This window comes from Streptomyces sp. NPDC051578 (assembly GCF_044454045.1).
In the GTDB taxonomy this organism is placed as follows: Bacteria; Actinomycetota; Actinomycetes; order Streptomycetales; family Streptomycetaceae; genus Streptomyces.
The window spans coordinates 123532-136978 of the sequence record NZ_JBITDH010000007.1 but is presented as its reverse complement, the minus strand read 5'-3'; the positions used below and the strand labels follow the sequence as shown (position 1 = coordinate 136978).

The window sequence follows — 13447 nt, the reverse complement described above, 5'->3', positions numbered from 1 at the left end:
GCAGCCCCGTACCCATGGGTAGGGGTCTCGCCGGGAAAGTTACTGCGGGTACGCCCTACGCTGCGCATGTGGCGGAAGAGAAGACACACGAATACCGTACGGAGGAGCTGGCCGAGGCGGCCGGCATCCCGGTGCGCACCCTGCGCTTCTACCGCGAGCGCAAGCTCCTCCCACCGCCCCGCCGCGAAGGCCGGATCGCCTGGTACGACGAGCACCACCTCGCCCGGCTGCGCACCATCGCCGCCCTCCTGGAACGCGGCCACACCCTCGGCGGGATCGCCGAGCTGACCGCCGCCTTCGAGCACGGCCGCGACGTCGGCCAGCTCGGCGAGCTGCTCGGAATCGGCTGGTCGGAGGAGACCCCCGTACGCCTGACACCCGAGGCGCTGGCCGACTTCTTCGAGGGGGAGGTCACCTCGGAGAACCTGGCGGCCTCCCTGGACCTCGGCTACCTCGCCGTGGACGGCGACGAGATCGTGCACGTCAGCCGCCGTCTGCTGGAGGTCTCCTCGGCCCTGGTCCGCGAGGGCGTTCCGCTCGCCGCAGTGCTGGAGACGGGCCGCCGGGTGCGCGAGCACGCCGACGCGATGGCGGCCCTGTTCACGGAGCTGATCTCCGCGCACCTGGCGCAGGACGCCCTGCCGCGGCTGCGGCCGCTCGCCAAGAGCGTGGTCGAGGCGGAGCTCACCATGGCGATGGACCGCCTGCTGGCCTCGGGGGCGCCGGGGACCGCGGGGGCGCCGGAAGCGCCGGGGGCCTGCGAAGGTCAGGACCCGAGCTCGTAGACCACCGTCACCGGGGCGTGGTCGGACCACCGCTCCGGGTGCGTCTCGGCGCGCTCCACCCACGCCTTGACGGCGCGGCCCGCCAGTCCCGGGGTGGCCACCTGGAGGTCGATGCGCCAGCCCGCGTCGTTGTCGAAGGCCCGGCCGCGGTAGGACCACCAGGAGTACGGCCCTTCGGTGTCCGGGTGCAGCACGCGCACCACGTCGACGTAGCCGGCCTCCCGGTACACCTTGCCGAGCCACTCCCGCTCCTCGGGCAGGAAGCCGGCGTTCTTGCGGTTGGTCTTCCAGTTCTTGAGGTCGGCCTCCTGGTGGCAGATGTTCCAGTCGCCGCAGACCACGACCTCGCGCCCGTCGGCGGCGGCCCGCGCCTTGAGCTCGGCGAGGTGGGCGATGAACTCCTCCATGAACCGGTACTTCTCGTCCTGCTTCTCCGTACCGGCCTCCCCGGACGGCAGGTACAGGCTCGCCACGGTCACCCCTGGCAGGTCCACCTCGACGTACCGGCCGGAGCCGTCGAACTCGGCGCTCCCGAATCCGATCTGCACCCGCTCCGGCGCCCGGCGCGTGTACAGGGCGACCCCGGCCCGGCCCTTGACGGCGGCCGGGGCGAACACGATGTGCCACCCCTCGGGCTCCCGCGCCTCCACCGGGATCTGCCCTTCCTCGGCCCGTACCTCCTGGAGGCACACGACGTCGGCGTCGGACCCCGCCAGCCACTCCACGAAGCCCTTCTTCGCTGCGGCGCGGATCCCATTCACATTCACGGTGGTCACGGTGAGCATCCCCGCACGATAGCGGGAGCGTTCCGTACGATGTTCCGATGTCTCACGGGATAACCCTCCGCGCCGTGCCGTACGACCACCCGGACGCGGTCAAGCTCAACGACCAGGTCCAGCTCGAATACCAGGCCCGCTACGAGGGGGAGGGCGACGCCACGGTCCTCGACCCGGCGATGTTCGCCCCGCCGAACGGCCTGTACTTCGTGGCCTACGACACATCGGACGCCCCGGTCGCGAGCGGCGGCTGGCGGGCCCGTGACGAAAGCCCGGAGGGCTACCTCGACGGCGACGCGGAACTCAAGCGGATGTACGTCGTCCCCGAGGCCCGCGGCCTCGGCCTGGCCCGCCGCATCCTCGCCCTCCTCGAAACCGACGCCCGCGAGGCCGGCCGCCTGCGCATGGTCCTCGAAACCGGCGACCAACAACCGGAGGCCATAGCCCTCTACCGCTCCTCGGGCTACTCCGACTGCCCCAAGTTCGGCTACTACCGCACGTACGACTCCAGCATCTGCATGTCCAAACCCCTGACCCGCTGACCCCTCGCCGACGGCGTGTCAGCCCGTCCCCTCGACGAGGAGCCCGACCGTGCCGATCCGCCTGACGGCCGTCGGTCGGGGTCGGCGGCGCTCGGGGCGCGGGCGAGCGGGGGGGCTCCGGTCCGCAACGCAGAAGATCCCGCCCGGTCTTTCGACCGGGCGGGATCTCATGACGTTCTCGGGAGCAACCCGGGAACTGTCGTTTGTGGACCTGTGGGGATTTGAACCCCAGACCCCCTCGATGCGAACGAGGTGCGCTACCAGACTGCGCCACAGGCCCTTGCGACGTGTGAAACATTAGCATCCCCGCGCGGGTGCTCCAAAACCGGTTCCCGGGAGCGTCCGCGCAGGTCACCGATCACTCGTTCGCGGCGCGCGGGCGGGACTCGCCCTCGTACTGGTCGAAGAGCGGGGTGCGGCCGCCGTCGCGGCCGCGGGGGCGCGGGGGCTTCGGTTCCGCCGCGGGCTTCGGGGGGCCCGGCTGGGCGCGCAGGCGGGGTTCGGTCGGCTCCGCGGTGCTGGAGCGGGTCGCGCTCCAGGCGTCGGGCGCCGCCGGGCCGGTGGCGCGGGGGGCGACCGGGGCCGTCACGTAGGTCGGCAGGGGGACCGGCACCGGCTCCCAGCTGTCGCCGCGCGCCGGACCCCGCTCGCGTTCGCGCTGCTGGTCCACCCACTCGGCGTGGTCGGTCTGCTCCACCACCGCGCGCCGCCCCGCCTCCTGCGGGGACACCGGCGGCGCGGGGTCGGGTTCGACGCCGGCCGCGGCCTCGGACTCCCGGCGGCGCGAGTGGTGCTCGCGCAGCCGCCGGGCGGCCGCCTCCGCCCGCCGGCGGTCCATGGTGAACTCGTAGCGGCGCCGCTCCTGGACCCGCAGGTGCACGATGTACGCGCTCAGCAGCAGCGCGGGGGCGGCCGGCGCCCACAGGAAGCCCAGCCCGCCGACCGCGGCGACGACCGCGCCCAGCGTGAAGATCAGGAAGAGCAGCGCGGTGGTGCGCCGACGGCGGGCGAGGACCTGGAGGCGCTGCTCGCGCCGGGCCCGCTCCGCCCGCTGCGCGCCCGCGGACCTCGGTTCCGCCCTGGTCGGGGGCACGACGAAGGCCCGGGCGTCGGCTTCCACGGAATTCACCGTTTCCGTCGCCGCGTCCGGGTCCGTGTGGGGCTGGGGTTCCACCTCTTCGGCACCGCGCTCACGCAGTCCCTTGGCGTAACGGCGCTCCATTCCCGCCCGGCCGGAAAGCAGCCGGATGGCAGTGGAGAAGCGTTCCGTCGGACGGGCTTCGTTCAGCTCGTCCTGCCTCCGGAGCCACATGGGCACCAAGTAGGCGGCCCAGGCCCCGACAATGACTGCGTAGATGAGGCCGCTGCTGCTCACACCCCACACCGTAGAGGGATGCGGCCGGGGGGATCGGCCAATTGGGCCGGTGTGTCGCGCGATCTCGCTGATATCACGGACTTTTTTTGTGATTCTTCGGATCAGGTTATGGACGCACCCGAAAGAATTCGAACGCTTTTGCGATTTTATGAATTCGGGACGCCCCCGGTCCCCGTGGGTCCGTCCCCGTGACGCGCCCCCGCCCTGCGGTGCCAGCGGCGCAGCAGCCCCTCGGGGACCTCCTCCGCCGTGAGCGCGAAGACCAGGTGGTCCCGCCAGGCACCGTCGATGTGGAGGTAGCGCGGCCGCAAGCCCTCCTCGCGGAACCCGAGCTTCTCCACCACCCGCCGGCTCGGCCCGTTCTCCGGCCGGATGCACACCTCGATCCGGTGCAGTCCGACCTTCGTGAAGCAGTGGTCCACCGCGAGCGCGACGGCCGTCGGCATCACCCCGCGCCCCGCGACGTCCCGGTCCACCCAGTAGCCCACGTGACCCGCGCACATCGAGCCCCAGGTGATCCCCGCGACCGTCAACTGGCCTACCAGCCGCCCCTGGTACTCGATGACGAACGGCAGCATCCGCCCCGCGTTCGCCTCCGCCCGCAGATGGCGGACCATCTGGCGGTACGTCGGCCGGTGGACGACCGGCCCCCACGGCGCGGGCGGCGGGATCGTGGCCTCCCACGGCCGCAGCCAGTCCCGGTTGCGGCGGTTGACCTCGCGCCACGCGCGCTGGTCCCGCAGCTTTATCGGCCTGAGCGTGACATCACCGTCCGTCAGCACCACGGGCCAGGAAGGGCCGTTCAGCTCGCGCTCCCGGAAGGTCTGGGGTGATCGCCGCCCCGGATCTGGTCGACGGCGTGCGGCAGGATCCGCTCCAGCACCGCGAGGCCGTCGCGCACCCCGCCCGTCGAGCCGGGCAGGTTGACGATCAGGGTGTGGCCCGCCACGCCCGCCAGGCCCCGGGACAGCGCGGCCGTCGGCACCTTCGCCAGGCCCTCGGCGCGGATGGCCTGCGGGATGCCGGGGACCTCGTAGTCCAGTACCCGCGCGGTGGCGTCCGGGGTGCGGTCGGTCGGCGAGATGCCGGTGCCGCCGGTGGTCAGGATGACGTCGTACCCGGCGGCGACGCCCTCGCGCAGCGCCTCCTCCACGGGGTCCCCGTCCGGCACCACGCGCGGCCCGTCCACGGCGAAGCCGAGCCGGCCGAGGCCCTCCGCCAGCAGCGGGCCGCCCTTGTCGGCGTACACGCCCGCCGAGGCGCGGTTCGAGGCGGTGACGACCAGGGCGCGCGGGGTGCGTACCGGCTCCCCGGCGGCCGGTCCGGCCGTCCACGCCTGACCCTGCACCGGGGGGACGTGGCTGTGGCTGAACGCCTCACCGCCGCGCGGGGCGTTCACGCCCGGCTCCAGTCGCCGGACTTGCCGCCGGTCTTCTCCTCCACCCGGACGTCCGTGATGACGGCGCCCTTGTCGACGGCCTTGACCATGTCGATCACGGTCAGCCCGGCGACGGCGACCGCGGTCAGCGCCTCCATCTCCACGCCGGTGCGGTCGGTCGTCTTGACCGTGGCAAGGATCTCCACCGCGTCGTCGGCGACCGACAGGTCGACCTTCACCCCGGAGACGGCCAGCGGGTGGCAGAGCGGGATCAGGTCGGGAGTCTTCTTCGCCCCCATGATCCCGGCGATCCGCGCGGTGGCGAGGGCGTCGCCCTTGGGTACGCCCTCACCCCGCAGCAGCTCGATCACCCGGGGGGAGACCAGGACGCGCCCGCTGGCCCGGGCCGTCCGGGTGGTGACGTCCTTCTCCGAGACGTCGACCATCCGGGCGGCGCCGGCCTCGTCGATGTGCGTCAGCCTGCCGTGCTCAGGGGGTCCGGGGTTCTCCGCCCGGGAAAACGCTGCCATAGGTTCGTGCCGCTCCCGCTCCGGGCCCGCGAGGGGCCTGTGTGGTGCAACACGCTACCCGCACCGGCCGGTCCTCAGCCGAGCAGGACCACTTCCAGCTCGGCCCCCGGCTCCACCGTCGTGACGTCCTCCGGTACGACCATCAGGGAGTCCGCGTGCGCCAGGGCGGCGATCAGGTGGGAGCCCGATCCGCCGACCGGGCTGACGGTTCCGCTGTGCGCGTCGTAGGCACCGCGCAGGAACTGGCGGCGGCCGGCGGGGGAGCCGATCGCCCGGTCCGCCTTGAGCACGGCCCGTACGGCCGGACGGCTGACGTCGGGCAGGCCCCTCAGCGCCCGGATGGCGGGGCGGACGAACAGCTCGAAGGAGACGTAGGACGACACCGGGTTGCCGGGCAGCGCCAGCAGCGGGGTGTGGTCGGGGCCGATGGTGCCGAAGCCCTGCGGCTTGCCCGGCTGCATGGCCAGCTTGCGGAAGTCGATCCCGGCGCCGCCGACCTCGTCGGAGCCGGTGGCGACCGCCGTCAGCGCCTCCTTGACGACGTCGTACGCGCCGACGCTGACCCCGCCCGTGGTGACCAGCAGGTCGGCCCGGACCAGCTGGTCCTCGATGGTGGCGCGCAGCGTGTCCGCGTCGTCCGCGACGGCGCCGACCCGGTAGGCGATGGCGCCGGCGTCCCGCGCGGCCGCGGCCAGCGCGAAGCTGTTGGAGTCGTAGATTGACCCGGCGCCCAGGGCCTCGCCCGGCTGGACCAGCTCGCTGCCGGTGGACAGCACGACCACCCGGGGCCGCGGCCGGACCCGTACGCTGCCCCGTCCGATGGCGGCGAGCAGCGCGATCTGCGGCGGACCGAGCACCGTTCCGGCGGCCAGTGCCAGGTCACCGGCCTGTACGTCGCTGCCGCGCGAGCGGACGTGCTGCCGGGCCTCGGCGGCCCGGTGCACCCGTACCTCGCCGCCCGCGCCCTCGGGCGCGGCGCTGGCCGGGGTCATCCCCGAGGCCGCGCCGCCCCCCGTGCCGCCGTCGGTCCACTCGACCGGTACGACGGCCTCCGCGCCGGGCGGCAGCGGGGCACCGGTCATGATGCGGGCGGCCTGGCCAGGGCCCACGGTGGGCAGCTCGCCGCTGCCCGCCGCGACGTCCCCGATCACCGTCAGCACCGCGGGGAACTCCTCGCTCGCCCCCTGGACGTCGGCCACCCGGACGGCGTAGCCGTCCATGGAGCTGTTGTCGAAGGGCGGCAGGGCGACGGGCACGGTGACGTCCTCGACCAGGACGCAGCCCTGGGCGTCGAGCAGCTGGAGCTCGATGGGCTCCAGCGGCCGGACGGCGGCGAGGACGTCCGCGAGGTGCTCGTCCACCGACCACAGACGGTGCGGGCCGGTGTCCTGCGGTGCGTCGGGGCTGCTCAAGGTGCTACATCTCCTCCGTGACGTAACGGTGAAGCCAGGTGCGGAACTCGGGGCCCAGGTCCTCCCGCTCGCACGCGAGTCGGACGATGGCCCGCAGGTAGTCACCGCGGTCCCCGGTGTCGTAGCGGCGGCCCCGGAAGACCACGCCGTGCACCGGGCCGCCCACGCTCTCGTCGGCGGCAAGCTTCTGCAGGGCGTCGGTCAGCTGGATCTCGTTACCGCGGCCCGGCTCGGTCTCCCGAAGTATGCCGAAGATCGCGGGGTTGAGGACATAGCGTCCGATGACCGCGTAGTTGCTGGGGGCGTCCGCCGGCTCCGGCTTCTCGACGAGTCCGGTGATCCGTACGACGTCCGGCTCGTCCGTCGACTCGACGGCGGCGCAGCCGTAGAGGTGCACGTTGGCAGGGTCGACCTCCATCAGGGCGATGACGGTGCCGCCGGTGCGGGCGTGGACGTCGACCATCTGGCGCAGCAGCGGGTCGCGGGGGTCGATGAGGTCGTCGCCGAGCAGGACCGCGAAGGGCTCGTCGCCGACGTGCGGCTCGGCGCACAGCACGGCGTGGCCGAGGCCGCGCGGGTCGCCCTGGCGGACGTAGTGCATGGTGGCCAGGTCGCTCGACTCCTGGACCTTCTTGAGCCGGTCGTCGTCGCCCTTGGCGATGAGGGCGGACTCCAGTTCGTAATTGCGGTCGAAGTGGTCTTCGAGAGCGCGCTTGTTACGTCCTGTGATCATGAGTACGTCGTCGAGCCCCGCCGAGACGGCCTCTTCGACCACGTATTGGATGGCGGGCTTGTCCACGACCGGAAGCATTTCCTTCGGGGTTGCCTTGGTCGCCGGAAGGAAGCGAGTGCCGAGGCCCGCGGCCGGGATGACGGCCTTCTTGATCACGGGGTGCAACTGATTCATGCGCAGAACGATAGTGGGTTACGCAGAAACGCCAGGTCAGATTCCGGGGAGAAGATCCCGGTCTGTGCCGTTTCGGAAGGAAATCTGATCCAGCTGTGGTAGGGAACCAGTCGGACGCGTCCGGCCAGAGGGCGGCCCGCGTGGCCGAGAAGGCGGCCTTGCGCCGCGAGCTGCTCGCGGCCCGCCGCGCCCGCTCCCCCGAGTCACTCCGTACGGCGGCCCGCGCGCTCGCCCGCTCCGCCTCGGGACTGCCCGAACTGGCCGGTGCGGCAACGGTCGCGGCGTACGTCTCCGTCGGCACCGAACCCGGCACCCGCGAACTGCTCGACGCGCTGCGGTCGGCCGGGAAGCGGGTCCTGCTGCCGCTGCTCCTGCCCGACAACGACCTCGACTGGGCGGTGTACGAGGGCCCGGACAGCCTCACCGCCACCGCGCACGCGGGGAAGATGGCGCTGCTGGAGCCGTCCGGTCCGCCGCTGGGCCCGGAGGCGGTGACCGGGGCGGACGCCGTCCTGCTGCCGGGACTCGCCGTCGACGCGCGCGGCATGCGGCTCGGGCGCGGCGGGGGCTCGTACGACAGGGTGCTGGAGCGGCTTGAGCGCGCCGGGGCGCATCCGGCGCTGGTGGTGCTCCTCTACGACGAAGAGGTGGTCGCGCGGGTCCCGGAGGAACCGCACGACCACCCCGTCCGGGCGGTGGCCACCCCCTCGGGGGTGGTCCGCTTCGAAGGCCTCGGGGGCTCCCCGAGCCCTACGGCTTGAGCGTCAAGGTGTCGACCGTGGCCTTGTCCACGGCTTCCTTGCCGAACGGCCAGTCCAGCAGCTCGCCCTTGGCCCACATCGTGGTCTGGTCGGTGTAGTGGGAGTTGTACGCGTGCCCCGAGGCGCCGGTCAGGTTGATCCAGCGGGACTTGTCGAGGTCGTTGAGGTTGACGACCATCCGCATCGACGGGACCCAGGTGACGCCGTAGCCGCTGGAGGCGTTCCAGCCGGTGGCGTTGACGGTGGCCTCGCCGCCGCCGAGGTTCCACGGGCCGCGGTTCAGCAGCCAGCGCATGAAGCCGGGACCCTCGGTGCCGATCGTCTGGTTCTTGAGGGTCAGCTGGTGCAGCCGGCCCCAGCTCCAGGTCGACTGGTCCTTGCCGAGCTTGGCGGTCAGCTCCCAGCGGGCGTCCTTCATGGCCCGGGCGAACAGCTCGTCGCGGGTCGTGGTCGGCTTCTCCCGCACGGTGCCGGGCGACTTCCACCACGCCGACTTCTCGTCCTTGACCAGGCGGCGGACCACCTCGAACCAGCGGTCGCCGCCGTCGGGCTGCGCGGTGTCGGCGCCTCGGGTCCCGCACTCGCGGACGATGGCGGCGAGGTCGTCGGCGGGCCCGTTGCCGCTGTCCTGGACGTTCATGCAGGTGTTGGTGACGCGCAGCTCCATCGGCATCTTGTCGCCGAACGCGCGCTTGAGGATGTTGCGCCACACGGCGTTGAAGTAGGCGGCGGCCGCCGAGTCGGGCTCCTGGGTGTAGTTCCAGTCCTCCAGCAGCTTCTGCGCCGAGCGCACGTCCGGGTCGGAGACCTGGATCTTGGCCAGCATCGGCGTCAGCAGCGCGGCGATCTCGCTGCTGTTGTCCATCTGCATGGTGCGCATGTCATCGGTGGAGATCTTGCCGTTGTCCTTGGTCTTCGCCTCGATGAGGTCGTTGATCCGCTGGCTGCGGGCGCCGTAACCCCAGTCGGTGGTCAGCACGTACGGGTACTTGCCCGCGCCGGTGCCGCTCTCGGTGACGGCCTGGTTGGCCGTCACGATGTAGCCGCGCGCCGGGTTGAGCTCGTACGGCATCTCGTCCTGCGGGACGTAGCCGCTCGCGCCGTCCTTGCCGCCCTTCCAGGCGTACTTCGGGTCCCAGCCGGGCGCCGGCATGCGGCCGTCGCCGAGGCGGATCGGGATGCGGCCCGGGGCCTGGTAGCCGATGTTGCCGCTGGGGCCCTTGTTGTCGGCGTAGATCAGGTTCTGGGACGGCACCTCGAAGTCGCGGGCGGCGGCGCGGAAGCCCGCGAAGTCCTTGGCCCGGTCGAGCTTGAAGACGGCGTCCATCGACTTGCCCGGGTCCAGCGCCGTCCAGCGCAGGGCCACGCCGTAGCCGTCGCCGCGGTCGGGGGCGGAGCCGGGGACCGGGGCGCGGGAGCCGACGGTGGCGAGCTCGTCGCTGCGGTCGGAGATCAGCGGGCCGTTGTTGGTGGTGCGGACGGTGATCCGCTTGCTCTTGCCGCCCGCGACCTTGATCTCCTCTTCACGGGTCGTGAAGGGGACCACCTTGTTGTCGTAGACGTAGCCCTCGGGCTTGATCTGCTCCAGGTAGAGGTCCGTGACGTCGGCGCCGAGGTTGGTCATGCCCCAGGCGATGTCGGCGTTGTGGCCGATGACCACGCCCGGCATGCCGGAGAAGGTGAAGCCGGCCACGTCGTACTGGCACTGGGGCGAGACCGCGCGGCAGTGCAGGCCCATCTGGTACCAGACGGAGGGCAACTGGGGCGCGAGGTGCGGGTCGTTCGCGAGCAGCGGCTTGCCGGTGGTCGTGTACTTGCCCGCCACGACCCATGAGTTCGAGCCGATGCCGCTGCCGTTGGGGCCGAGGATGGCCGGGATCTCGTCCAGGGTCTTGGCCAGGGAGGACAGCTGGGTGCGCAGGCCGACGCTCGCGCCCTGGGCGGAGGCGTTGTCGGCGAGGCCGGTGGTGATGCCGCCGTTCGGGCCGGCCTGGGAGCCGGTTCCGGTGCCCGTGCCGGTGCCGGTTGCCGTTCCGGTGGAGCCCGTACCGGTGCCCGTGCCCGTCGAGCCCGCGGACGCCGTGCCCTGGGGGACGTACTTGCCGCCGGAGACGGCGCCGCCCTCGACGATCGGCTTGTTCCGGTCGAAGGGGTACTGCGGGTAGAGGTCGTCGATCTGCTGCGGCGTGAGCTTGCCGGCCATCAGCGAACGGTCGATCTCGTCCTGCATGTTGCCGCGCAGGTCCCAGGCCATCGCCTTGAGCCAGGCCACCGAGTCCACCGGCGTCCACTGCTCCGGCGTGTAGTCGCCGGTCAGCTTGAGGGCCGCGTGCTCCACGGAGAGGTCCTTGCCGGACTTCCCCTTGAGGTAGGCGTTGACCCCGTCGGCGTACGCCTGGAGGTACTTCTTGGTCTCCGGTGAGAGCTTGGTGTCGTACTCGGTCTGCGCGACCTGGCGCCAGCCCAGCGTGCGCAGGAAGGCGTCGGTCTCGACCTGGCCGGAGCCGAACATCTCGGAGAGCCGCCCGGAGGTCATGTGGCGGCGGACGTCCATCTCCCAGAAGCGGTCCTGCGCGTGGACGAAGCCCTGCGCGCGGAAGAGGTCCTCGTCGTTGTCGGCGTAGAGCTGCGGGATCCCGTGCTCGTCGCGTTTGACCTCGACGGTCCCGGTGAGGCCGGGCAGCTTGAGGGAGCCGGTGGTCTGGGGATAGGAGGCACGGACGCCGTCGACGCTCCAGTACGCCCCGTAGCCGAGTCCCGCCAAGAGCGCCAGGACCATGACGAGCACGATCAGACGTGCGCGTCGTCCCTTCTTCTTGACGGAAGGGCCGGATGAGTTGGCGGGCATCGCTGTCCTTAGAGGGGCAGGGTGGTCCTGGGATTGCTGGAAGCCACCATAGGCGCAGGACCGCCCTCGATGATCCGCCAGGGGTCGAGGTCCGTAGGACAGGGGCGGGCGGGCGTTTCACAATGTGGTTGTCGAGTAAAGACTCCGTCAAAGATTAGGTAAGGTAACGAAGTACTTGTCGCACGTGCCTCCGGAGGAACGATCCGTCAGGGCACATGGAGGGAAAGGGCCGCCCGCTGACTGTCCACATGCTCAATGAGCTCCTGCTGGTCTGCTCGCTCGTGCTGCTCGTCGCGGTAGCGGCGGTACGCGTCTCCTCGCGCAGCGGTCTGCCCAGCCTGCTCATCTACCTCGGCATAGGCATAGCGATAGGCCAGGACGGCATAGGCAACGTCGTGTTCGACAACGCCGAGCTGACCCAGGTCATCGGCTACGCCGCACTCGTCGTGATCCTCGCCGAGGGTGGTCTGGGCACCAAGTGGAAAGAGATCAGACCGGCCCTGCCGGCGGCGGTCTCGCTCTCCCTCGTCGGGGTGGCGGTCAGCGTGGGGGTCACGGCGGCGGGGGCGCACTACCTGGTCGGGCTGGAGTGGCGCCAGGCCCTGCTGATCGGCGCGGTCGTCTCCTCGACCGACGCCGCGGCCGTCTTCTCGGTGCTGCGCAAGGTGCCGCTGCCGTCCCGCGTGACGGGTGTGCTGGAAGCGGAATCCGGCTTCAACGACGCCCCGGTGGTCATCCTGGTGGTGTCCTTCGCGACCGTCGGCCCGGTGGACGAGTGGTACGTCCTGCTCGGCAAGATCGCGCTGGAACTGGCCATCGGCATCGCCATCGGCCTGACGGTGGGCTTCCTGGGCGCCTACGGCCTGCGGCACGTGGCTCTGCCCGCCTCGGGCCTCTACCCGATCGCCGTGATGGCCATCGCCATCACCGCGTACGCGGCCGGCGCGATGGCGCACGGCTCCGGCTTCCTCGCGGTGTACCTGGCGGCGATGGTCCTCGGGAACGCGAAGCTGCCGCACTGGCCCGCCACCCGGGGGTTCGCGGACGGGCTCGGCTGGATCGCCCAGATCGGCATGTTCGTCCTGCTCGGCCTGCTGGTGACCCCGCACGAGCTGGCGGGGGACTTCTGGCCTGCGGTGATCATCGGACTGGTGCTGACGATGGTGGCGCGGCCGCTGGAGGTCTTCATCAGCCTGCTGCCCTTCCGGATCCCCTGGCCCGAACAGGCCCTGATGTCGTGGGCGGGCCTGCGCGGCGCCGTGCCCGTCATCCTGGCCACCATCCCGATGGTGACCGGGATCGAAGGCAGCGACCGGGTCTTCAACATCGTCTTCGTGCTCGTCGTCGTCTACACGCTGGTCCAGGGCCCGACCCTGCCGTGGCTGGCCCGCAAGCTCAAGCTCGGCGACACGGACGAGGCGGCGGCGGACCTCGGCATCGAGTCGGCGCCGCTGGAGAAGCTGCGCGGGCACCTGCTGTCCTTCGCCATACCGCCGGCGTCACGGATGCACGGCGTGGAGGTCGGCGAGCTGCGGCTCCCGGCAGGGGCGTCGGTGACGCTGGTGGTCCGGGACGGGAAGAGCTTCGTACCGGCGCCGTCGACGGTGCTGCGCCGGCAGGACGAGCTGCTGGTGGTGGCCACGGACCAGGTCCGGGACGCCGCGGAGGCGCGGCTGCGGGCGGTCGCCCGGGGCGGCAAGCTCGCGGGGTGGCTGGGGACGGGCTCGAACGGGTCTTGAGGCGGGGCTGCGAACGGCCGGAAGAGGCGCGGATGGCCTGGGCGACCACCTGCGCGATCGCCTGCGCGGAGCGTTAGAGCAACGTTCTAAATCTGTGATTTCGCGGTTCCGTGGGCCCCTCTGCCCTGTTTTGGGGGCATGCGGAATGCGAACTTCCAGTTAATCGCAGGTGAACCCATTGCTTGTCGTCGGAATCACAGGGCGTAAGCGGCGCTCTGCCTGTACGATAAAGGCACACCAGAACGAACCAACTCTGCCTGACGCAGAGCTGGCGCGACCGCAAAGCGGCCGTGGCCCCCGCAGTGGGCGCCCAGGTATCACTCGGTTCTGCGCAAGAGGACAGCTCTCGGGGCTCCCACATGTACGGGTGCGACTCGCCCACAAGGTGACGCAC

The 13447-nt window shown here is 71.5% G+C and carries 12 protein-coding genes and 1 tRNA gene; 4 read left to right on the top strand and 9 right to left on the bottom strand.

All coding sequences use genetic code 11. The features are described from left to right. Positions 1-68 precede the first annotated feature (68 nt). Complete coding sequence (locus ACIA6C_RS25885) at positions 69-785, top strand: MerR family transcriptional regulator (RefSeq protein WP_399279305.1); 717 nt, start codon at positions 69-71, stop codon at positions 783-785. Here ACIA6C_RS25885 and ACIA6C_RS25880 read toward each other — a convergent pair. Continuing rightward, a complete protein-coding gene (locus ACIA6C_RS25880) occupies positions 767-1570 on the bottom strand; it encodes an exodeoxyribonuclease III (protein ID WP_399279303.1) in 804 nt (267 codons plus the stop codon). The genes ACIA6C_RS25885 and ACIA6C_RS25880 overlap by 19 nt on opposite strands. Before the next feature lie 38 nt (positions 1571-1608). On the opposite strand from ACIA6C_RS25880, the gene ACIA6C_RS25875 reads away from it, so the two are divergent. Further along, positions 1609-2103, top strand: a complete 495-nt coding sequence (locus ACIA6C_RS25875; RefSeq protein WP_399279301.1) for a GNAT family N-acetyltransferase — start codon at positions 1609-1611, stop codon at positions 2101-2103. Between the two features lie 206 nt (positions 2104-2309). Here the strand turns inward: ACIA6C_RS25875 and ACIA6C_RS25870 are convergent. From ACIA6C_RS25870 to galU, 7 genes are all read right to left on the bottom strand, one after another. Further along, positions 2310-2383 (bottom strand) — tRNA-Ala (locus ACIA6C_RS25870). Positions 2384-2461: 78 nt separating this feature from the next. After that, on the bottom strand, positions 2462-3478 hold the full coding sequence (locus tag ACIA6C_RS25865; RefSeq protein ID WP_399279299.1) for a hypothetical protein: 1017 nt from the start codon (positions 3476-3478) through the stop codon (positions 2462-2464). 146 nt (positions 3479-3624) lie between these two features. Then, a complete protein-coding gene (locus ACIA6C_RS25860; protein WP_399279297.1) occupies positions 3625-4263 on the bottom strand; it encodes a GNAT family N-acetyltransferase in 639 nt (212 codons plus the stop codon). A 17-nt stretch (positions 4264-4280) separates the two neighbouring features. Then, positions 4281-4826 carry a MogA/MoaB family molybdenum cofactor biosynthesis protein gene (locus tag ACIA6C_RS25855; protein WP_361137265.1) on the bottom strand — a complete coding sequence of 182 codons (546 nt, stop codon included), beginning with the start codon at positions 4824-4826 and terminating at the stop codon, positions 4281-4283. Between the two features lie 47 nt (positions 4827-4873). After that, on the bottom strand, positions 4874-5386 hold the full coding sequence (gene moaC / locus ACIA6C_RS25850) for a cyclic pyranopterin monophosphate synthase MoaC (RefSeq protein WP_361137206.1): 513 nt from the start codon (positions 5384-5386) through the stop codon (positions 4874-4876). Between the two features lie 74 nt (positions 5387-5460). Continuing rightward, on the bottom strand, positions 5461-6798 hold the full coding sequence (gene glp / locus ACIA6C_RS25845; protein ID WP_399279295.1) for a gephyrin-like molybdotransferase Glp: 1338 nt from the start codon (positions 6796-6798) through the stop codon (positions 5461-5463). A gap of 4 nt (positions 6799-6802) precedes the next feature. Then, positions 6803-7705, bottom strand: coding sequence for a UTP--glucose-1-phosphate uridylyltransferase GalU (gene galU, locus ACIA6C_RS25840; RefSeq protein ID WP_361137208.1), 903 nt, complete (start codon positions 7703-7705; stop codon positions 6803-6805). Between the two features lie 140 nt (positions 7706-7845). Between galU and ACIA6C_RS25835 the strand changes: the two genes are divergently transcribed. After that, on the top strand, positions 7846-8466 hold the full coding sequence (locus tag ACIA6C_RS25835) for a 5-formyltetrahydrofolate cyclo-ligase (RefSeq protein WP_399279293.1): 621 nt from the start codon (positions 7846-7848) through the stop codon (positions 8464-8466). Here ACIA6C_RS25835 and ACIA6C_RS25830 read toward each other — a convergent pair. Further along, on the bottom strand, positions 8456-11314 hold the full coding sequence (locus tag ACIA6C_RS25830; protein WP_399279291.1) for a penicillin acylase family protein: 2859 nt from the start codon (positions 11312-11314) through the stop codon (positions 8456-8458). The genes ACIA6C_RS25835 and ACIA6C_RS25830 overlap by 11 nt on opposite strands. A 248-nt stretch (positions 11315-11562) precedes the next feature. Between ACIA6C_RS25830 and ACIA6C_RS25825 the strand changes: the two genes are divergently transcribed. Further along, the gene (locus ACIA6C_RS25825) at positions 11563-13053 is read left to right on the top strand and encodes a potassium/proton antiporter (protein ID WP_399279289.1); all 1491 of its coding nucleotides are present in this window, start codon (positions 11563-11565) and stop codon (positions 13051-13053) included. Positions 13054-13447: the final 394 nt, after the last annotated feature.

Bases quoted from the DNA above. Each gene is read 5' to 3' on its own strand.
- ACIA6C_RS25875 (WP_399279301.1), top strand. From the start codon at position 1,609: ATGTCTCACGGGATAACCCTCCGCGCCGTGCCGTACGACCACCCGGAC.
- ACIA6C_RS25825 (WP_399279289.1), top strand. From the start codon at position 11,563: ATGCTCAATGAGCTCCTGCTGGTCTGCTCGCTCGTGCTGCTCGTCGCG.
- galU (WP_361137208.1), bottom strand. From the start codon at position 7,705: ATGAATCAGTTGCACCCCGTGATCAAGAAGGCCGTCATCCCGGCCGCG.
- moaC (WP_361137206.1), bottom strand. From the start codon at position 5,386: ATGGCAGCGTTTTCCCGGGCGGAGAACCCCGGACCCCCTGAGCACGGC.
- ACIA6C_RS25880 (WP_399279303.1), bottom strand. From the start codon at position 1,570: ATGCTCACCGTGACCACCGTGAATGTGAATGGGATCCGCGCCGCAGCG.
- ACIA6C_RS25830 (WP_399279291.1), bottom strand. From the start codon at position 11,314: ATGCCCGCCAACTCATCCGGCCCTTCCGTCAAGAAGAAGGGACGACGC.